Origin of the sequence: Pseudomonas sp. P5_109, assembly GCF_034009455.1 — a bacterium.
Lineage (GTDB): Bacteria > Pseudomonadota > Gammaproteobacteria > Pseudomonadales > Pseudomonadaceae > Aquipseudomonas.
Genome location: NZ_CP125380.1, coordinates 3,359,240 through 3,379,680 on the forward strand (window position 1 = coordinate 3,359,240; position 20,441 = coordinate 3,379,680).

Genomic DNA, 20,441 nt, shown 5'->3' on the forward strand with positions numbered 1-20,441 from the left:
TTATTGGAGATAATAATAATGAATTGCCGTAAAGCTGATCCCTCCCTGCGCCGTGACGTCCTGTCGCGCGCTGCACACCTCACCGACTGCTGAGGTGCCGACATGAACGAAAACACTGATCGCAAAGGCATACAGCTGACCCGCGCCCTGAAAAGCCGGCATATTTTCATGCTGTCCCTGGGTGGCGTCATCGGCACCGGGCTGTTCATGGGTTCCGGCGTGACCATCAATCAGGGCGGCCCGGTCGGGGCGATCCTGGCTTACCTGGTCGCGGGTTTCCTGATGTACCTGGTGATGGTCTGCCTGGGTGAACTGTCGGTGCAGATGCCGGTGTCCGGTTCGTTCCAGACCCACGCCACTAAATACATCGGCCCGGCCACCGGGTTCATGATCGGCTGGGTGTACTGGATGAGCTGGGCCACCACCGTCGGCCTGGAATTCACCGCCGCCGGCATGCTGATGACGCGCTGGTTCCCGGCGGTGCCGATCTGGTACTGGTCGGCGCTGTTCGTGGTGGTGCTGTTCGGCATCAATGCCATGGCGACCCGCGCTTTCGGTGAGGCGGAGTACTGGTTCTCGGGGATCAAGGTCGCGGCAATTCTCGGTTTCATCGTGGTCGGCGTGCTGGTGATCTTCGGCGTGATGCCCCTGAGCAGCGGCGCACCGGCACCGATGGCGAGCAACCTGATTGGCGATTCGCTGTTCCCCAATGGCCTGTCCGCCGTGTTCGCGGTGATGATGACCGTGGTCTACGCGTTCCAGGGTTGCGAAATCATGGGCGTAGCCGCCGGTGAAACCGATCAACCGGAAAAGAGCATCCCCCGCGCCGTGCGCAACGTAGTGTTCCGCGTGCTGATCTTCTACGTGCTGGCAATCATCGTGCTGTCGGCCATCGTGCCGTGGCAGCAGGCGGGCCTGATGGAAAGCCCGTTCGTGCAGGTGTTCGACATGGTTGGTATTCCCTACGCCGCCGACCTGATGAACTTTGTGATCCTTACGGCGATCCTGTCGGTGGGCAACTCCGGCCTGTACGCCTCGACGCGCATCCTGTGGGCGATGTCAAAAACCGGCATGGCGCCGAAAAGCCTGTCGCCGTTGAGCAAGCGCGGCGTGCCGCTGCGTGCCTTGAGCATCACCTTGTGCTTCGCGCTGGTGTCGCTGATGACCAGCTTCGTCGCTGCCGACACCTTGTTCATGGTGCTGATGGCGGTGAGCGGCATGTCCGGCACCGTGACCTGGATTGTCATTGCGCTGGCGCAGTACAAGTTCCGCAAGGCCTGGCTGCGTGACGGCAACAAACTCAGCGACCTGAAATACCGCGCGCCGTGGTTCCCGGTACTGCCGCTGATGTGCATCACACTGTGCTGCTCGTTGTTCGTGTTCCTGGCCCTGGATGAAACCCAGCGTCCGTCGTTGTATTGGGGCTTTGGCTTCATTGCGCTGTGCTATGGCGCGTACTTCCTGATCCATCGCAAGCGCCAGGGCGTGCTGGCGCCGAGCTTGCCGACTGCCTGATCCCTTGAACTAAACACCATCCCCTGTGGGAGCGGGCTTGCTCGCGAAAGCGCAGTGTCAGTCACCATCAATGTTGACTGACAGCGCCTCTTCGCGAGCAAGCCCGCTCCCACAGTGTTTTATGGCGCATTGAAGATCCCTGTAGGCGCTGGCTTGCCAGCGATAGCGCCCTCAAGTCATGCACCAACATTGAAAACGCCTTCGCCAGCAAGCCGGCTCCTACAGTGCTATGTGGCGCCCCGACCTTTGCGTGCGCCGAAGATCCCTGTAGGAGCTGGCTTGCCAGCGATAGCGGCCTCGAGACATGCATCGGCATTGAAAACGCCTTCGCCGGCAAGCCGGCTCCTACAGATTGTGCGTTGCCGTTTGTTCGAAGTTGTAACAGTCATCCGCGCAGCAAACCGGATTATGAAAATAAAACCAATAAAAACAAATAGATAAGAAATTTTTCAGACTGTTACACGCTGATTTTGTACCGATTGCCGCCTTACTGAACACTCGTTTAGTATGGCCTCAAGTCGCATCACCTCAGACCAATCACAATAATTCGAGGATTCCCATGACCACTCAATCGTCGCTGCTCAGCCAGGTCGAAGCAGGCGTTGCCTGGATCACCCTCAATCGCACTGCCCAGCGCAATGCGCTGGACATACCGACGCTGAAAAACCTGCACGCTTTGCTCGACGCTTTCAACGCCGACCCAGCGGTGCGCGTAGTGGTGCTCACCGGCAGCGGCCGCAGTTTCTGCGCCGGTGCCGACCTCGATGAATGGGCCGATGCCGAAGCCCGCGGCGCCCTGGAAACCTACGGCTGGACCGAAACCGCCCACGCCTTGATGACCCGCCTGCACAGCCTGGAAAAACCGACCATCGCCGCCATCAACGGCACCGCCGTCGGCGCCGGGATGGACCTGACCCTGTGCTGCGACCTGCGCATTGCCGGGCAATCGGCGCGCTTCAAGGCCGGCTACACCAGCATGGCCTACTCGCCGGACGCCGGCGCCAGTTGGCACCTGCCGCGCCTGATCGGCAGCGAACAGGCCAAGCGCCTGCTGTTCCTCGACGAATTGTGGGGCGCCGACCGTGCCCTGGCCGCCGGGCTGGTTGGCGAAGTGTGCGCCGACGAGCAACTGCTGACCGTCACCAGCGAATTGGCCGCACGCCTGGCCGCCGGCCCGACCTTCGCCTTCGCCCAGACTAAAAAACTCATGCGCGAAGGCGCCGAACGCAGCCTGGCGGAACAGCTGCAGGCCGAACTCGCCGCTGGCCTGCTCTGCGGTCGTAGCGAAGACGGCAACGAAGCCCTGCGCGCTGCCATGGAAAAACGCCCGGCGAACTTCGTCGGCCGCTGACACGACCTGTAGGCACTGGCTTGCCAGCGATCGCCTTCAGCCTCGCACACCATTCTTTGTGAACGAACAACAGGTAGCACCATGAATTTCCAACTGACCCAAGAACAAGAAATGTTGGTGGACTCGGTACGCAGCTTCGTCGAGAAGGAACTGCTGCCCTATGAGGAGCAAGTCGACCGCGCCGACGAGGTCTCCCCGGAACTGGCAGCGCAGATTCGCGGCAAGGCGATCGCCGCCGGGTTCTATGCCTTCAACATGCCCGAAGAAGTCGGCGGTGGCGGCCTGGACTACCTGTCCCAGGCGCTGATCGAACGTGAGCTGTCCAAGGTGTCCTGGGCGCTGCACGTGTTCGTCGCACGGCCGTCGAAAATCCTCATGGCCTGCACCGGCGACCAGATCAACGACTACCTGTTGCCGTGCATCCAGGGCGAGAAAATCGACTGCTTCGCCCTGACCGAGCCGGGCGCCGGCTCCGATGCCAATGCGATCAAGACACGCGCCGTGCGCGAAGGCGATGACTTCATTCTCAACGGCAGCAAACACTTCATCAGCCACGCCGGCCATGCCGACTTCGCCATCGTCTTCGCCGTGACCGACACCTACGAACACAACGGCAAAAAGCGTAACGCCGTGACGTCGTTCCTGGTCGACCGCAACACCCCGGGCATGACCATCCGCCGTGGGCCGAAGTGCGTGAGCAACCGTGGTTACCACACCTTCGAAATGTTCTTCGACGACTGCCGCGTACCGGCCAGCAAAGTGCTGGGCGAAGTCGGCAAGGGCTGGGACGTGGCCAACGCCTGGCTGACCGCCGGGCGGGTGATGGTCGCGGCCAACTGCGTCGGTCAGGCCCAGCGTGCACTGGACGTGTCGCTGCAATGGGCGGCGGACCGCAAGCAATTCGGCCAGCCGATCGGCACTTATCAGGGCGTGTCGTTCAAATTGGCCGACATGGCCACGCAGATTCGCGCTGCTGAACTGCTGACCCTGCACACCGCGTGGAAAATGGACCAGGGCACCATGACCGATGGCGAGGCCGGCATGGCCAAGCTGTTCGCCAGTGAAGTGCTCGGCCGCACCGCCGATGAAGCGGTGCAGATCTTCGGCGGCATGGGCCTGATGGACGAAGGTCCGGTGGAGCGCATCTGGCGTAACGCGCGGATCGAGCGGATCTGGGAAGGCACTTCGGAAATCCAGCGCCACATCATTTCCCGCGAGCTGCTGCGGCCGCTGCTGCGCTGATCGGTCCGGAGAATTCCCATGTCCCAATCCATTCGTGACAACCTCAAACGCATGCTCGCGCCGCAACACGTGGCGTTCGTCGGCGGCCGCAGCATGGCGCGCGCGCTCAAGCGCTGTGCCGAGGGCGGCTACCAGGGGCAGATGTGGCTGGTCAATCCGCAGCACGACAGCCTCGAAGGCGTGCCGTGCGTGCGCAGCGTGGCCGAGCTGCCTTGCGGCCCGGACGCGGTATTCATTGCCACCAACCGCGAACTGACCTTGACTTGCGTGGCTGAACTGGCCGCCATCGGCGCGGGCGGGGCGATCTGTTACGCCTCCGGTTTCGCCGAGACCGGCGCCGAGGGCCAGGCCCTGCAACAGCAACTGCTCAAGGCCGCTGGCGACATGGCCTTGCTCGGCCCCAACTGCTACGGCTTGCTCGACTACCTGCACAGCTCCGCGCTGTGGCCGGTGGCCCATGGCGGCAAAGCGGTGGAGAAGGGCGTGGCGGTGCTGACCCAGAGCGGCAACTTCGCCTACAACCTGTCCATGAGCGACCGCTCGCTGCCGGTGGCCTACATGGCCTCGGTGGGCAATCAGGCGCAACTGGGCGTGGCTGAATTGATGGACGTGTTGCTCGATGAGCCGCGCGTCACGGCGATCGGCCTGCACCTCGAAGGCCTGAAGAACGTGCCGGGTTTTGCCCGTGCCGCGCACAAGGCGCTGGAGAAGGGCATCCCGATCATCGCCCTGAAAACCGGTGTGTCGCAGATCGGCGCCGAACTGGCCTTGAGTCATACCAGTTCGCTGTCCGGTTCCGATGCACTGTACGACGCGCTGTTCGATCGCCTCGGGGTGATCCGCGTCAGCGGCCCGGTGAGTTTTGTCGAAACCCTCAAGGCCGCCGCCTGCGGCAACCTGCCGGCGGGCAACAGCCTGATCGCGCTGGCCTGTTCCGGTGGCGATGCCGGGTTGATTGCCGACTACGCCGAACGCAACGACCTGAGCCTGCCGAAACTCGATCAAGGACAGGTCGGCGAACTCGCGCAAGTGCTGCCGAGCTACGCCAACCTGGTCAATCCACTGGATTTCACCACGGCAATATGGGGCGACGGTGAAGCCTTGAACCGCATGCTCGACAGCGCCCTGCGCACCGAAGCCGATGCAGCGATGCTGGTGCTCGACTACCCGGCGGAGTTCACCGGCGAGCGCAAGGAGTGCGACCTGCTGCTGGAACTGTACTGCGCGGCGCTGCAACGTCACGGCAAGAGCGGCTTTGTCACCTCGGCTTTCCCCGAGTTGCTACCGGCCCATGCCCGTGAGCGTCTGCACGCCCAAGGCGTAGCGGCGTTGCAGGGTGTTGAAGACGGACTGGCCGCCTGGGGCCGCATCGCCGGTTATCAGCGCAATCGCCAGGCGTTGTTGGCTCTGGGTGAGTCGGCGCTGGTGCCGCTGTGCCCGCACGCGCTGGAAGGCGAAGGGCGTTTGCTCAATGAATGGGATTCCAAACAGGCGTTGAAAGCCTTTGGCTTGCCGATTCCGAACGGTGTTTTGAGTACCCCGGATCAAGCTTTGAAAGACGCCGAATTACTGGGCTATCCACTGGTCTTGAAAGCCGTCAGCGCTCAGTTGCCGCACAAGACCGAGGCCGGTGCCGTGGCGCTGAACCTCAAGGACGGCACGGCATTGAGCGCTGCACTGGAGAAGATGTGCGCCAGCATTGCCGCTTACGCCCCGGGCGTACCCTTCGACCAGCTATTGCTGGAGCCGATGGCCAAGCCGCCACTGGCTGAACTGATTGTCGGCATCAAGCGCGAAAACGATTTCGGCCTCGCCCTGGTGATCGGTGCCGGCGGCATTCTGGTGGAACTGCTCAAGGACAGTCGCAGCCTGCTGCTGCCGACCACCGACGGCGCCATCCGCAATGCCGTGCTCAACCTGCGCAGCGCCCCGTTGCTGCAAGGTTTCCGTGGTCGCGAGTGCGCCGATCTCGACGCCTTGGTGACGGCGATCCGCGCCGTGGCCGATTACGCCTGCGAAAACGCCGCGCAACTGCTCGAACTGGATGTGAACCCATTGTTGGTCGGTGCCCATGGCACGACTGCGGTCGATGCGTTGATTCGCCTCGGCCACGCGTGAGGACATGAATATGCAAAGCAAAACCTTGACCGGCGGCCAGGCCCTGGTGCGCCTGTTGGCCAATTACGGCGTCGATACCGTGTTCGGCATCCCCGGCGTACACACCCTGGAGCTGTATCGCGGCTTGCCCGGCAGCGGCATCCGCCACGTGCTGACCCGTCATGAGCAGGGCGCCAGCTTCATGGCCGACGGCTATGCCCGGGTCAGCGGCAAACCCGGCGTGTGCTTCGTCATCACCGGCCCCGGCGTGACCAACGCCGCCACTGGCATCGGCCAGGCCTACGCCGACTCGATTCCGATGCTGGTGATTTCCAGCGTCAACCACAGCGCCAGCCTGGGCAAGGGCTGGGGCAGCCTGCACGAGTGTCAGGACCAGCGGGCGATGACCGCGCCGATTACTGCGTTCTCGGCCGTGGCACTGACCGCTGAAGACCTGCCGGAACTGATCGCCCGTGCCTACGCGGTGTTCGACAGCGAGCGGCCGCGCCCGGTGCACATCTCGGTGCCGCTGGATGTATTGGCGGCGCCCATTGCCCGCGACTGGAGCAATGAGGTGGTGCGTCGTCTGGGCCGTGGTCCGGCATCCGCCACTGCGCTGGACCAGGCCGTGGCCAGGCTCAATGCTGCCAAGCGTCCGATGATCATTGCCGGTGGCGGTGCGCTGAATGCTGCTGCGCAGCTGCAAGCCATCAGCACCCAGCTCGCAGCGCCGCTGTTCACCAGTGTTGCCGGCAAGGGCTTGCTGCCGCCGGATGCACCGCTCAACGCCGGTTCCTCCCTGTGTGTGGAACCGGGCTGGAACCTGATCGCCGAGGCCGACGTGGTGCTGGCGGTCGGCACCGAAATGGCCGACACCGACTTCTGGCGCGAGCGTTTGCCGCTCAATGCCGAGTTGCTGCGCGTCGACATCGACCCGCGCAAGTTCAACGACTTCTACCCATGCGCAGTGGCCCTGCATGGCGACGCCCAACAAACCCTCAGCGGTTTGCTTGAGCGCCTGCCGAGCGACGTGCGCGATGCCAGCGCAGCGGTGGCCGCGGTCGCCGCCCTGCGTGAAGCGGTCAAAGGCAGCCATGGCCCGTTGCAGTCCATCCATCAAGCGATTCTCGACCGTATCGCCGCGGAATTGCCGGACAACGCCTTCATCAGCACCGACATGACCCAGCTTGCGTATACGGGTAACTACGCCTTCGACAGCGCCGCCACCCGCAGCTGGTTGCACCCGACTGGCTACGGCACCTTGGGTTACGGCCTGCCAGCCGGGATCGGCGCCAAATTCGGCGCGCCGCAACGGCCTGGCCTGGTGCTGGTCGGCGACGGCGGTTTCCTCTACACCGCCCAGGAACTGGCCACGGCTGTTGAAGAACTGGACAGCCCGCTGGTGGTGCTGCTGTGGAACAACGACGCGCTGGGGCAGATTCGCGACGACATGCTCGGGCTGGATATCGAGCCCATCGGCGTATTGCCACGCAACCCGGATTTCGCCGCCCTCGCGCGTGCGTTCGGCTGCACCGTGACTCAGCCGCAAAGCCTGGCCGAGTTGCAGACCGACCTGCGCCACGGCTTCAAGCGCAACGGCGTGACCCTGATCGAACTCAAGCATGCCTGTGCGCATTGATCTGCATTTAAAGGGGATGAAGCCATGCGCTTTTCCGATCTGACTCAACGAATCGCCGGCGACGGCGCCGCCGCGTGGGACATTCACTACCGCGCCCTGGCACTGCGCGAGCAGGGCGAAGACATATTGCTGTTGTCCGTGGGCGACCCGGATTTCGACACGCCACAGCCTATCGTGCAAGGCGCCATCGACAGTTTGCGGAGCGGCAACACCCATTACGCCGAGGTGCGCGGCAAGCGTGCCCTGCGTGAAGCCATCGCCAAGCGGCATCAACAGCGCAGCGGCCAATCGGTTTCGGCCGATCAGGTCACGGTGCTGGCCGGGGCGCAATGTGCGCTGTTCAGTGTGGCCCAATGCGTGCTCAATCCCGGTGACGAAGTGATCGTCGCCGAACCGATGTACGTCACCTACGAAGCGGTGTTCGGTGCCTGCGGCGCCGTGGTGGTGCCGGTGCCGGTGCGTTCGGAAAACGGTTTTCGCGTGCTGCCCGAAGATGTCGCCGCGCGCATCACCCCACGCACCCGGGCACTGGCGCTGAACAGCCCGCACAACCCGTCCGGCGCCAGTCTGCCGCGCAGCACCTGGGCCGCGTTGGCCGAGTTGTGCATCGCCCACGACCTGTGGCTGATTTCCGACGAGGTCTACAGCGAACTGCTGTTCGAAGGCGAACACGTCAGCCCGGCGAGCCTGCCGGGCATGGCCGAGCGCACCGCGACCCTCAACAGCCTGTCGAAATCCCATGCCATGACCGGTTGGCGCGTCGGCTGGGTGGTGGCGCCGCCGTCCCTGGCCGCGCACCTGGAAAACCTCGCGTTGTGCATGCTCTACGGCTCACCGGATTTCATTCAGGACGCAGCGGTTATCGCACTGGAAAGCAACCTGCCGGAACTCGAAGCCATGCGCGAAGCCTATCGCCAGCGTCGTGACCTGGTGTGCGACAGCCTGGCCGATTGCCCCGGCGTGCGGGCGTTGAAGCCTGACGGCGGGATGTTCGTGATGCTCGATATCCGCCAGACCGGGCTCAGCGCCCAGGCGTTCGCCGACCGTTTGCTGGATCGTCACGGCGTGTCGGTATTGGCGGGCGAGGCCTTTGGTCCGAGCGCGGCGGGGCATATACGCCTAGGTCTGGTGGTCGGCGCCGAACCCCTGCGCGATGCCTGCCAGCGCATTGCCCGTTGTGCTCAAGAACTGATGGAGGCCCAGGCTCATGCTTAACCACAAGGCGTTGTTTATTGATGGGCGCTGGCAGAAACCCTCGGGGCAGGGCATCGCCGAGGTGATCAACCCGGCCACCGAGGAGGTGTGCGGCAGTGTTCCGCTGGGTGATGAGCTTGACGTCGAAAACGCCGTGGCGGCTGCACGCCGGGCCTTTGACTCATGGTCGCGCACACCCTCCAGCGTGCGTGCCGGTTACATCCGTGCACTGGCAGAACAACTGCGCAGGCGTGCCGATGAGATGGCCGCCGTCATCACCTCGGAACTGGGCATGCCGGTGCAATGGTGTCGCTCGGTGCAAGTAGACGGGCCGATCGCTGGCCTTGAGCAGTACGTCGAACTGGCTCATCTCATGGACGAGGTGCGTGAAGTCGGCAATTCGCTGGTGATCCGCGAGGCGGTAGGTGTCTGCGCGTTCATCAATCCGTGGAATTACCCGTTGCACCAGCTGATCGGCAAACTCGCCCCGGCACTGGCCGCCGGTTGCACGGTGGTGGTCAAGCCGAGCCAGGAAACCCCGCTGCACGCCTTCCTGCTGGCGCAAATGATCGAGGACATCGGCCTGCCGGCCGGGGTGTTCAACCTGGTCAGCGGGCCGGGCTCGAAAGTCGGCGAAGCACTGGCCAAGCATCCGGACGTGGACATGGTGTCGTTCACCGGTTCCACCGGCGCGGGCGTTCGCGTGGCGCAAGCAGCAGCACCTTCGGTCAAGCGCGTGTGCCTGGAGCTGGGTGGCAAGTCGCCGTTGCTGATCGCCGAGGATGCCGATCTGGCAGCGGCGGTGCGCTACGGCGTGCAGGACGTGATGATCAACTCCGGGCAGACCTGCACCGCGTTGACCCGCATGCTGCTGCCGGCCAGCCGTTACGCCGAGGCCGTCGAACTGGCGCTGACGGAAACCCTGAGCCTGCGCATGGGCGATCCCCTCGACCCGCAAAGCTTCCTCGGCCCGATGTGTTCGGCCGGGCAAAAACGCACCGTGCTCGACTACATCAAGGTCGGCCAACAGGAAGGCGCACGGCTGCTGTGCGGCGGTGATACGCCGTCGGCTTTCGAACGCGGCTTCTATGTCAGCCCGACGCTGTTCGCCGATGTCGACAACCGCATGCGCATCGCCCAGGAAGAAATCTTCGGCCCGGTGCTGTGCCTGATCCCTTACACCGACGAAGCACAGGCGATCCAGATCGCCAACGACTCGCCGTTCGGCCTGTCCAGCGGCGTGTGGGCCGGCAGTGCCGAGCGCGCCTTGCACCTGGGGCGGCAGATGCGCGCCGGCCAGTGCTTCCTCAACGGTGCGGCATTCAATTATCAAGCGCCGTTCGGTGGCTACAAACAGTCGGGTAACGGTCGCGAATGGGGTGAGGAGGGACTCAACGAGTTCGTCGAAGTGAAGGCGATCCAGGTGTGACAGTTGGCGATTCAGACGTTGTATGCACCGGGCCCTGGCCCGGTGTCTTGCGTGGTTTTGAACCGGTAATTCATTAGCTTTTTGATCAGGGGCAATGCAATGAGCGATAACAAAAACAAGATTACTCAAGCGAACCATGAATTCAGCTTCCCGCGTAGGGACTTCCTCAAGTACAGCGCTGCAGCCGCTGCCGTGGCCGGGGCGTTCTCCATGGGCCTGCCGTTTGGCGCCTTCGCTGCAGACGCCACGCCAAAACCGGGCGGTGTCCTGCGTCTGGGCCTGGCGGGGGGCAGCACCACTGACTCGAAAGATCCGGGTTCCTGGGCCGACACCTTCACCTTCGTCGGCTTCTCGGCGGTCTATAACACCCTGACCGAAATTGCCGTCGACGGCACGGCCATCCCCGAACTGGCCGAAAGCTGGAGTTCGACCCCGGACGCGCGTATCTGGACCTTCAAGATCCGTCAGGGCGTGACCTTCCACAACGGCAAGACCCTGACCGCTGACGACGTGGTTGCTTCGATCCAGCATCACCTCGGCGAGAAATCCACCTCGGCGGCCAAGACCGTGCTGGGCGACGTGGCCAAGGTCAGCGCCAACGGCAGCGACAGCGTGGTGTTCGAACTGCACTCGGGCAACGCCGATTTCTCCTATGTGGTTGCCGATTACCACCTGGCGATCATGCCGAGCAAGGATGGCGCGGCGGACTGGCAGGCTGGCGCCGGCACCGGTGGCTATCGCCTCAAAGATTTCGAGCCGGGCGTGCGCATGACCCTGGAACGCAGCCCGGATTACTGGAAACCAGGGCGGGCGCACTTCGCCAGCGCCGAGTTGATCGCCATCTCCGACGGCGCGGCACGGGTCAATGCGCTGGTCACCGGGCAGGTGGACGTGATCAACAAGGTCGACCTGAAAACCGTGGCGCTGCTCAAGCGCAACCCGAACCTGGTCATCGAAGAAACCAAAGGCGCCCAGCACTACACCTTCCCGATGCTTACTGACAGCCAGGTGTTCCTGAACAACGACGTGCGGCTGGCGATGAAGCATGCGATCAACCGCGAAACCCTGCTGGCCTCGGTGCTGCACGGCTATGGCCTGGTGGGTAACGACCACCCGATCCAGCCCGGCAGCCGCTTCATCAATACGGCACTGGAACAACGCACCTACGATCCGGACAAGTCGCGCTTCTACCTGAAAAAGGCCGGCCTGGATTCGCTCAAGGTACGCCTGCAAGCCTCCGACGCCGCCTACACCGGCGCCGTGGACGCCTCGGTGCTGTTCAAGGAGCAGGCGCGTGCCGCGGGGATTGACATCGACGTGGTGCGCGAGCCGGCCGATGGGTTCTTCTCCAACGTGTGGATGAAGCAACCGTTCACCACCTCCTTTTGGTACAGCAGCCTGACCGCCGACCGCATGTTCAGTATCGGCTACGCCAAGGGCGCGGCCTGGAACGAAACCCATTGGGACAACCCGCGTTTCAACCAGCTGCTCAACGCCGCCCGGGGCGAGATGAACGACCCGCTGCGCCGCGAGATGTACAACGAAATGCAGGCGCTGTGCCGCGACGAGGGCGGGGCGATCGTGCCGCTGTTCGCCAGTTCCGTGGCGGCGCGCTCGAACAAGGTTGTTCACGGCGGGCAGACCGCGCCTTACGGTGAGCTGGATGGGCTGCGGGTGATCGAGCGTTGGTGGCAGGCGTGATGCCCGGATCCATCTAACAATGACAATCAACTGTGGGAGCGGGCTTGCTCGCGAATAGGCCCTGTCAGCTGACACATTTGCCAACTGACACACCGCTTTCGCGAGCAAGCCCGCTCCCACAGGTTCGGCGTTCGGTAGAGGAATTTGTACCAACACCCATCACTGTAGGAGCTGGCTTGCCAGCGATGGCGGCCGCAAGACGTGCACCGACCATGCAAACGCCATCGCCGGCAAGCCGGCTCCTACAGGTTCGGCGTTCGGTAGAGGAGTTTGTACCAACACCCATCACTGTAGGAGCTGGCTTGCCAGCGATGGCGGCCGCTAGACGTGCACCGACCATGCAAACGCCATCGCCGGCAAGCCGGCTCCTACAAATGGTCATTCGCACTTGTTGCCAACGTGCCCAATTCAAGGAACCGCACGATGAGAAGTATTTTCAAGCTGTTGGGGCAGCGCCTTGCTTTAGGCCTGCTCTCGCTGTTCGCCGTTTCAGTGATCATCTTCCTCGCCGTCGGCATGCTCCCGGGCGATATCGCCCAGGCCATGCTCGGCCAGTCGGCCACCCCGGAAACCGTGGCGGCCTACCGCGCGCAACTGGGCCTGGACCTGCCGCCGCTGACCCGTTTCGGCCACTGGATCTGGCAGTTGCTGCACGGTGATCTCGGTGTGTCGCTGGCCAACCAGCGGCCCATTGCCGATCTGGTCGCCAGCCGTTTGGGCAACACCTTCAGCCTTGCACTGCTGGCGGCACTGGTTTCAGTACCTACGGCGTTGCTGCTGGGCATGCTCGCAGCCTTGTACCGCAACAGCTGGTTCGACCGGTTGCTCAACACCTCGGCCCTGAGCGCGGTGTCGTTCCCCGAGTTCTTCGTCGCCTACATCCTGATCCTGGTGTTCGCGGTGAAGCTCAACTGGTTCCCGAGCATTTCCAACCTGGCGCCGGACGCTTCCTTGGGCACGATACTGGAACGCTCGGTACTGCCGGTGGCGACCCTGAGCCTGGTGGTGATCGCGCAGATGATGCGCATGACTCGCGCATCCCTGATCAACCTGCTGGCCAGCCCCTACATCGAAATGGCCCGGCTCAAGGGCATCAGCCAGTCGCGGATCATCTTTCGCCACGCCTTGCCCAACGCCCTGGCGCCGATCGTCAACGTGGTGGCGCTGAATCTGGCGTACCTGGTGGTCGGCGTGGTGGTGGTCGAGGTGGTGTTCGTCTATCCGGGCCTCGGCCAGTTGCTGGTGGACTCGGTGGCCAAGCGCGATATCCCGGTGGTGCAGGCCTGCAGCCTGATCTTCGCCGCGACCTACATCCTGCTCAACACCAGTGCCGATGTGCTGTCGATTGCCAGCAACCCACGCCTGATGCATCCGAAGGGGTAGACCATGAGCCTGTTGAAACAAGTGTGGCGGGCGCCCCTGAGCGCCAAGTTCGGTTTGTTGATGATCGTGCTGTACGTGCTGGTGGCGGTGTTCGCCCCGGTCCTGGCGCCGTTCGGCGAAACCCAGGTGGTGGGCGGGGGCTTTGAACCGTGGGGCGGGCAGTTCCTGTTGGGCACCGATAACCTGGGGCGCGACATGTTCAGCCGCCTGGTCTATGGCGCGCGCAACACCCTGGGCATTGCCTTCCTGACCACGGTGCTGGCGTTTCTGCTCGGTGGCTTGAGCGGCCTGATTGCGGCGATCAAGGGCGGCTGGGTCGACCAGGGATTGTCGCGGGTGGTGGACATCCTGATGGCCATCCCGCAACTGATCTTTGCCTTGCTGATCCTCAGCGTGGTCGGCACCAACGCCACGTCGCTGGTGTTGGTGATTGCGCTGCTGGATGCGACGCGGGTGTTCCGACTGTCTCGCGCGGTGGCGATGAACGTAGTGGTGCAGGACTTCGTCGAAGCCGCACGTCTGCGCGGTGAAGGCCTGTGGTGGCTGGTGACCCGCGAAGTGCTGCCAAACGCAGCGGCACCGCTGATTGCCGAGTTCGGCCTGCGCTTCTGCTTTGTGTTCCTGTTCATCAGTGCGCTGTCGTTCCTTGGCCTGGGCATCCAGCCGCCCACCGCCGACTGGGGCAGCATGGTGCGCGACAACGCGGTGCTGATCACCTTCGGCGACATCAGCCCGTTGCTGCCCGCCCTGGCCGTGGCCGTGATCACGGTCAGCGTCAATTTCGTCGTCGACTGGATGCTGCACAAATCCAGCGGCCTTAAGGAATGCTGAACATGACGACTTCGAAACCTTTGCTGGAAATCCGCAACCTGCACATCGAAGGCCATTACGAAGACGCCTGGCATCCACTGATCAAGGGCATCGACCTGACCCTGCAGCGGGGTGAGGTACTCGGGCTGATCGGCGAGTCCGGCGCGGGCAAGTCGACCCTCGGCTTGTCGGCCATGGGTTATACCCGCGACGGCTGCCGGATCACCGGCGGCTCGGTGCATTTCGACGGCATCGACTTGCTCAAGGCCAAGCCCGAAGCCCTGCGCAAGCTGCGCGGCCTGCGCATCGCCTATGTGGCACAGAGCGCGGCGGCCTCGTTCAACCCGGCCCACCGACTGATCGACCAGCACGTCGAAACCGCCGTGAAGAACGGCGGTATGAGCCGCGAACAGGCGATGCGCGAAGCGGAGGAGTTGTATCGGGTGCTGCGTTTACCCAATCCCGAAACCATCGGCCAGCGTTATCCGCACCAGGTCTCCGGCGGCCAGTTGCAGCGGGTCATGACCGCCATGGCCATGGCTTGTCATCCGGACCTGATCATCTTCGATGAACCGACCACGGCCCTGGACGTCACCACCCAGATCGAAGTGCTGGCGGCCATTCGCAATGCGGTAGCCACCTACGGCAGCGCCGCCATCTACATCAGCCACGACCTGGCGGTGGTGGCGCAGATGGCCGACCGCATCATGGTATTGCGCCACGGCAAACTGGTGGAAGAGGCCGAGACGCGCAAAATGCTCGGCGACCCGCAGGAGGACTACACCAAGTCGCTGTGGGCGGTGCGCAGTTTCCGCACCGAACCCAAGGCCTGTCCGCAGCAGGAACAACCCTTGCTGGAACTGCGCAACAGTTGCGCCAGCTACGGCCAGCAACCGGTGCTGCACGACGTGTCGTTGAAGCTGTATCGCGGCCAGACCCTGGCGGTGATCGGTGAATCCGGCAGCGGCAAAAGCTCAACGGCGCGGCTGATCACCGGTTTGTTGCCACGGACCTACGGCCAGGTGCTGTACGACGGCGAGCCATTGCCGGCGGACTTCCGCCAGCGCAGCAAGGAGCAACTTCGGCGCATCCAGATGATCTACCAGATCCCCGACACTGCGCTTAATCCGCGTCAGCGCATCGTCGACATCATCGGCCGGCCGCTGACGTTCTACCTCGGCCTCAAGGGCAAGGCCATGCGTGCCCGGGTTGCCGAGCTGCTGGAGATGATCGAACTCGACCCGGCGACCTTCATGGAGCGTCAGCCCCGTGAACTGTCCGGCGGGCAGAAACAACGCATCTGCATCGCCCGGGCGTTGGCGGCCGATCCGCAACTGATCATTTGCGACGAAGTGACCTCGGCGCTGGACCAACTGGTGGCCGAAGGCGTGCTGAAATTGCTCAACCGCATCCAGCAACAACTGGGTGTCGCCTACCTGTTCATCACCCACGATGTTGCTACAGTGCGGGCCATTGCCGATGAGGTATTGGTCATGCAACGGGGCAGGGTGGTGGACCACGGCTCGCGCAGCCAGATCTTCACCCCGCCGCATCAGGACTACACCGGGCTGCTGTTTTCTTCCGAACCGCAAATGGACCCCGACTGGCTCGACCGGTTGCTGGCCACGCGCGCTTCCACTTCTTCAACCGATACGCTGGAACAAGTCTAAGGAACCACCATGAAAGTACTGATCGTCCACGCTCACCCGGAGCCGCAATCCTTCACCGCCGCCCTGCGCGACCAGGCCGTTGCATCTCTCGAAGCCCAGGGCCACGAAGTGCAGGTCAGCGACCTGTACAAAATGAACTGGAACCCGGTGGCCAGCGACGCGGACTTCTCGAATCGGGAAAACCCCGAATACCTGGTCTATGCCCTGGAACAACGCCTGGGCGCGAAGAGCCAATCACTGGCGGCGGACATCCAGTCTGAACTGGACAAGCTGCTGTGGGCCGACCTGTTGATCCTCAACTTCCCGATTTTCTGGTTCTCTGCCCCGGCGATGCTCAAGGGCTGGATCGACCGCGTGCTGGTGTCGGGGATTTGCTATGGCGGCAAGCGCTTCTACGATCAGGGTGGCCTGGCTGGCAAAAAGGCGCTGGTGACCGTGACCCTGGGTGGTCGTGAACACATGTTTGGCGAAGGCGCGATTCATGGGCCGCTGGAGGACATGCTGCGGCCGATCCTGCGTGGCACGTTGGCTTACGTCGGGTTCGATGTGCTGGAACCGTTCGTGGCCTGGCATGTGCCGTACATCAGTGCAGAGGCACGCCAGCAATTTCTGGTCGACTACGACCAGCGGTTGCAGCACCTGAGCGACGACCAGCCGCTGGTATTCCCGAAGCTGGCGCAGTTCGATGACAAGCTCTATCCGCTGACCACAAAAGCCTGATCAGCGCCACAAAACCTGTAGGAGCTGGCTTGCCAGCGATGGTCGTTAACGATAACGCGTGTGAACCGGATAAACGCGGCGCACATGAGGCCATCGCCAGCAAGCCGGCTCCTACAGTTTGGTGTTCACATCATTTCGACCCGGACGCGGTCCCTTGTAGGGGCTGGCTTGCCAGCGATGGTGGTTAACGATGACGCGTATGACCTGGATAAACGCGGCGCACTGGAGTTCATCGCCAGCAAGCCGGCTCCTACAGTTTGGCGCTCACATCATTTCGACCCGGACGCGGTCCCTTGTAGGGGCTGGCTTGCCAGCGATGGTCGTTAACGATGACGCGTATGACCTGGATAATCGCGGCGCACTGGAGTTCATCGCCAGCAAGCCGGCTCCTACAGTTTGGTGTTCACATCATTTCGACCCGGACGCGGTCCCTTGTAGGGGCTGGCTTGCCAGCGATGGTGGTTAACGATGACGCGTATGACCTGGATAAACGCGGCGCACTGGAGTTCATCGCCAGCAAGCCGGCTCCTACAGTTTGGCGTTCACATCATTTCGACCCGGACGCGGTCCCTTGTAGGAGCTGGCTTGCCAGCGATGGTCGTTAACGATAACGCGCATCAACCGGATAAACGCGGCGCACATGAGTTCATCGCCAGCAAGCCGGCTCCTACAGTTTGGTGTTCACATCATTTCGACCCGGACGCGGTCCCTTGTAGGGGCTGGCTTGCCAGCGATGGTGGTTAACGATGACGCGTAGGACCTGGATAATCGCGGCGCACTGGAGTTCATCGCCAGCAAGCCGGCTCCTACAGTTTGGTGTTCACATCATTTCGACCCGGACGCGGTCCCTTGTAGGAGCTGGCTTGCCAGCGATGGTCGTTAACGATAACGCGCATCAACCGGATAAACGCGGCGCACATGAGTCCATCGCCAGCAAGCCGGCTCCTACAGTTTGGCGTTCACATCATTTCGACCAGGACACGGTCCCTTGTAGGGGCTGGCTTGCCAGCGATGGTCGTTAACGATAACGCGTGTGAACCGGATAAACGCGGCGCACCTGAGGCCATCGCCAGCAAGCCGGCTCCTACAGTTTGGCGTTCACATCATTTCGACCAGGACACGGTCCCTTGTAGGAGCCGGCTTGCTGGCGATGGCGGTGTGTCAGACGAAACAGGCGTCGACTGACAAGACGCCATCGCTGCGATGCGGCGCCCCGACAAACCAGCTCTCCTACAGGTGGAAATCGAACCCACCGTTGGTCAGTAACCGGGTGGCTGAGCGGGGCTGATCTAAACTCCTTTTGGGGGTGAACCGCGGTCTTCCGGAGGTCATCATGAAAAGGTTTTCACCGCTCAGCTTGTGCATCGCCCTGTCGGTTTTCAGTGCCCCGGGATGGGCGCAAACGGTAGTGCCGATGAAAGGGCAAAGTTCGCAACAAACCCAGGCCGACATCAACGAATGCAACAGCATCGCCGCCAGCCAAAGCGCTTCGACGTCCTCTACCCCTTCGGGCGGGCGGGTCAAGGGTGCCGCTGTCGGGGCCGCCGCTGGCGCAACGGCTGCCCAGGTGCGCGGCAATCAGCATGACGAAGCCTATGATCGTGTCGACGATGACAGGAAACAGGACTATCGCCAGAACCAGGCCAAATCGACGGCAGCGGCCGGGATGGTGGTCGGTGGTTCGCGTCAGCGCCAGGAACGCCGGGCGGACGAGAAAACCACCCAGGCGAACACCGCGTCGGCTTACAGCAGCTGTTTGCAGGGCAAGGGTTATCAGGTCAATCCTTGAATCGGGTACGGAACATATTGTGGGAGCGAGCCTGCTCGCGATGGCGGCGGCACATTCAACATCAAGGTGTCTGATACACCGTCTTCGTGAGCAGGCTCGCTCCCACAGGGATCTTCAGTGTTTCGAGAATCCGCTCAGAGCATATTTTCAGGGGCTTGAGCTCGATGTTTCAAGGAAACAGACGGGCAAGGAAACTGCGTGTAGCTCAAATCTGACAACCGTTCATCGGTGAACTACGCTGCGGTACGTACCCTCGATTTGAATTATGTGAAGTAAGGATCCGACACATGCGGAGCAGGCTGCTCGCTGTAATGTTTACTGTTTTCGGGATGTTTTGGTCGGTGCAACTGTGGGCCGAGGACGCGCCGAAAGTGGTTGATGCTCCCGCTGAATTGAAAGTCGCCAACCGCAGCGTCATGGTGTTTCGTGCGACCCTCCTCGGCGAAGGCCCGGCCTCGCGGGTCAAACGGGCGAAAACCGTGATCGGTGAGGTGCTGGATGACGCTGACGACCTCAATGTCACCCTCGACCCGATCATGAAAAGCTACATGGTGCTGCTGGGCAGCCGGCGCGCCTTTATCGTTTCGCCCAAGGACTTCGACGAGACTGAATATGACTCGGTGCAGCAGGCCGCCGAAGCCGCGGCCGACAGACTGCGCCAGGTCGTGGCCGAAACCCGCGAAGCCCGCAGCCTGCAGTTGATCCTGCGCTCGGTAGTCGCCGCGTTGATCGCCACCGGCATTTACATCGCGCTGCTGTTTGGCATGTCGTACCTGCGGCGCAGAGTGCTGAAGAAGCTGCCCGAACTGATGCATCGGCACACCAAGGCCCTTAAGGTCGGGCGGGTTCCGCTGGTCGACGCCAATTATCTGTACCCGTTGGCCAGCCGCCTGCTGGAGCTGGTGCGCTGGATCGTCGTGTTGCTGCTGACGTACGAATGGCTGGGCTTTGTCCTGTCACGTTTTCCCTATACCCGGCCCTGGGGCGAAAGCCTCAACAACTATCTGCTGGAACTCGGCGACTATCTGCTGCAAGGGATCGTCGGTGCCATACCCGGGCTGGGCGTGGCGCTGGCGATATTCTTTATCGCCCGTGGTGTAACCGCATTCATGCGGCGGATACTGCGGCGCATGGCGGCACCGGGCACCTTCAGCTGGCTGAACCATGAAACCCTGCAACCGACCCAACGCCTGACCTCCCTGGCGATCTGGCTGTTTGCCCTGGCCATGGCTTATCCGTACCTGCCGGGTGCCGGCACCGATGCATTCAAAGGCTTGTCGGTGTTGATCGGCCTGATGATTTCCCTGGGCGCCACCAGCGTGGTCGGCCAGGCGGCGGCGGGGTTGATCCTGACCTACACCCGAACCCTGCGCCCCGGTGAGTTCGTGCGTATTGGCGACTACGAAGGCACGGTGACCGAACTTGGCATGTTCACCACCAGCATTCGCACCGGCCTGGGCGAGGTGCTGACCCTGCCCAATTCGATGATCACCGGCACCGTCACCAAGAACTACTCGCGGGTGGTGCAAGGCCCCGGCTACGTGGTCGACACCGTCGTGACCATCGGCTACGACACGCCGTGGCGCCAGGTGGAGGCGATGCTGCTGGAGGCCGCGGCACGCACGCCGGGGATTCTCGAAGTGCCGCCGGCCCAGGTGTTCCAGACCGCATTGTCGGACTTCTACCCGGAATATCGGCTGGTGGCCCAGGCCATTCCCAGTCAGCCCCGGCCTCGAGCGGTGCTGCTGAGCATGCTGCACGCCAACATCCAGGATGTGTTCAACGAGTACGGCGTGCAGATCATGTCGCCGCACTATCTGGGCGATCCGCAGCAAGAGAAATGGGTGCCCCGGGACAAGTGGTACACGGCACCCGCGCAAGAACCGAAGGAATCCTGATTA

14 protein-coding genes are annotated in these 20,441 nt (G+C 62.8%); all 14 read left to right on the forward strand.

Annotated features, from left to right (window positions below; translation table 11 throughout):
* Positions 1-102: 102 nt before the first annotated feature.
* Positions 103-1,515: an amino acid permease gene (locus tag QMK54_RS15145; RefSeq protein ID WP_110659251.1), complete on the forward strand. Its 1,413-nt coding sequence runs from the start codon at positions 103-105 to the stop codon at positions 1,513-1,515.
* Positions 1,516-2,074: 559 nt separating this feature from the next.
* Positions 2,075-2,866 carry an enoyl-CoA hydratase/isomerase family protein gene (locus tag QMK54_RS15150; protein WP_223596425.1) on the forward strand — a complete coding sequence of 264 codons (792 nt, stop codon included), beginning with the start codon at positions 2,075-2,077 and terminating at the stop codon, positions 2,864-2,866.
* An 81-nt stretch (positions 2,867-2,947) separates the two neighbouring features.
* Entirely contained in the window at positions 2,948-4,108 is a 1,161-nt protein-coding gene (locus tag QMK54_RS15155; protein WP_007981552.1) for an acyl-CoA dehydrogenase family protein, read from the forward strand.
* An 18-nt stretch (positions 4,109-4,126) separates the two neighbouring features.
* On the forward strand, positions 4,127-6,226 hold the full coding sequence (locus QMK54_RS15160; protein WP_320402841.1) for an acetate--CoA ligase family protein: 2,100 nt from the start codon (positions 4,127-4,129) through the stop codon (positions 6,224-6,226).
* A gap of 10 nt (positions 6,227-6,236) precedes the next feature.
* Complete coding sequence (locus QMK54_RS15165; RefSeq protein WP_320402842.1) at positions 6,237-7,844, forward strand: 5-guanidino-2-oxopentanoate decarboxylase; 1,608 nt, start codon at positions 6,237-6,239, stop codon at positions 7,842-7,844.
* Between the two features lie 24 nt (positions 7,845-7,868).
* A complete protein-coding gene (locus QMK54_RS15170) occupies positions 7,869-9,059 on the forward strand; it encodes a pyridoxal phosphate-dependent aminotransferase (RefSeq protein WP_110659246.1) in 1,191 nt (396 codons plus the stop codon).
* On the forward strand, positions 9,052-10,467 hold the full coding sequence (locus QMK54_RS15175; protein ID WP_320402843.1) for an aldehyde dehydrogenase family protein: 1,416 nt from the start codon (positions 9,052-9,054) through the stop codon (positions 10,465-10,467). Before QMK54_RS15170 ends, QMK54_RS15175 begins: the two co-directional genes overlap by 8 nt.
* A 99-nt stretch (positions 10,468-10,566) precedes the next feature.
* Positions 10,567-12,168: an ABC transporter substrate-binding protein gene (locus tag QMK54_RS15180; protein ID WP_223596445.1), complete on the forward strand. Its 1,602-nt coding sequence runs from the start codon at positions 10,567-10,569 to the stop codon at positions 12,166-12,168.
* A gap of 423 nt (positions 12,169-12,591) precedes the next feature.
* Positions 12,592-13,551 (forward strand): ABC transporter permease, encoded by a 960-nt coding sequence (locus tag QMK54_RS15185; protein ID WP_320402844.1) that lies wholly within the window; start codon positions 12,592-12,594, stop codon positions 13,549-13,551.
* A 3-nt stretch (positions 13,552-13,554) separates the two neighbouring features.
* The gene (locus QMK54_RS15190; protein ID WP_110661183.1) at positions 13,555-14,382 is read left to right on the forward strand and encodes an ABC transporter permease; all 828 of its coding nucleotides are present in this window, start codon (positions 13,555-13,557) and stop codon (positions 14,380-14,382) included.
* Positions 14,383-14,384: 2 nt separating this feature from the next.
* Entirely contained in the window at positions 14,385-16,031 is a 1,647-nt protein-coding gene (locus QMK54_RS15195) for an ABC transporter ATP-binding protein (protein WP_320402845.1), read from the forward strand.
* 9 nt (positions 16,032-16,040) lie between these two features.
* Positions 16,041-16,751: an NAD(P)H-dependent oxidoreductase gene (locus QMK54_RS15200; RefSeq protein ID WP_320402846.1), complete on the forward strand. Its 711-nt coding sequence runs from the start codon at positions 16,041-16,043 to the stop codon at positions 16,749-16,751.
* 1,333 nt (positions 16,752-18,084) lie between these two features.
* Positions 18,085-18,540 carry a YMGG-like glycine zipper-containing protein gene (locus tag QMK54_RS15205; RefSeq protein ID WP_223588487.1) on the forward strand — a complete coding sequence of 152 codons (456 nt, stop codon included), beginning with the start codon at positions 18,085-18,087 and terminating at the stop codon, positions 18,538-18,540.
* Positions 18,541-18,827: 287 nt separating this feature from the next.
* Complete coding sequence (locus QMK54_RS15210; RefSeq protein ID WP_320402847.1) at positions 18,828-20,438, forward strand: mechanosensitive ion channel family protein; 1,611 nt, start codon at positions 18,828-18,830, stop codon at positions 20,436-20,438.
* The last annotated feature ends 3 nt before the right edge of the window (positions 20,439-20,441 follow it).

Excerpts from the sequence above, each read along its gene's own strand:
- QMK54_RS15145 (WP_110659251.1), top strand. The coding sequence starts at position 103 with ATGAACGAAAACACTGATCGCAAAGGCATACAGCTGACCCGCGCCCTG.
- QMK54_RS15150 (WP_223596425.1), top strand. The coding sequence starts at position 2,075 with ATGACCACTCAATCGTCGCTGCTCAGCCAGGTCGAAGCAGGCGTTGCC.
- QMK54_RS15155 (WP_007981552.1), top strand. The coding sequence starts at position 2,948 with ATGAATTTCCAACTGACCCAAGAACAAGAAATGTTGGTGGACTCGGTA.
- QMK54_RS15160 (WP_320402841.1), top strand. The coding sequence starts at position 4,127 with ATGTCCCAATCCATTCGTGACAACCTCAAACGCATGCTCGCGCCGCAA.
- QMK54_RS15165 (WP_320402842.1), top strand. The coding sequence starts at position 6,237 with ATGCAAAGCAAAACCTTGACCGGCGGCCAGGCCCTGGTGCGCCTGTTG.
- QMK54_RS15170 (WP_110659246.1), top strand. The coding sequence starts at position 7,869 with ATGCGCTTTTCCGATCTGACTCAACGAATCGCCGGCGACGGCGCCGCC.
- QMK54_RS15175 (WP_320402843.1), top strand. The coding sequence starts at position 9,052 with ATGCTTAACCACAAGGCGTTGTTTATTGATGGGCGCTGGCAGAAACCC.
- QMK54_RS15180 (WP_223596445.1), top strand. The coding sequence starts at position 10,567 with ATGAGCGATAACAAAAACAAGATTACTCAAGCGAACCATGAATTCAGC.
- QMK54_RS15185 (WP_320402844.1), top strand. The coding sequence starts at position 12,592 with ATGAGAAGTATTTTCAAGCTGTTGGGGCAGCGCCTTGCTTTAGGCCTG.
- QMK54_RS15190 (WP_110661183.1), top strand. The coding sequence starts at position 13,555 with ATGAGCCTGTTGAAACAAGTGTGGCGGGCGCCCCTGAGCGCCAAGTTC.
- QMK54_RS15195 (WP_320402845.1), top strand. The coding sequence starts at position 14,385 with ATGACGACTTCGAAACCTTTGCTGGAAATCCGCAACCTGCACATCGAA.
- QMK54_RS15200 (WP_320402846.1), top strand. The coding sequence starts at position 16,041 with ATGAAAGTACTGATCGTCCACGCTCACCCGGAGCCGCAATCCTTCACC.
- QMK54_RS15205 (WP_223588487.1), top strand. The coding sequence starts at position 18,085 with ATGAAAAGGTTTTCACCGCTCAGCTTGTGCATCGCCCTGTCGGTTTTC.
- QMK54_RS15210 (WP_320402847.1), top strand. The coding sequence starts at position 18,828 with ATGCGGAGCAGGCTGCTCGCTGTAATGTTTACTGTTTTCGGGATGTTT.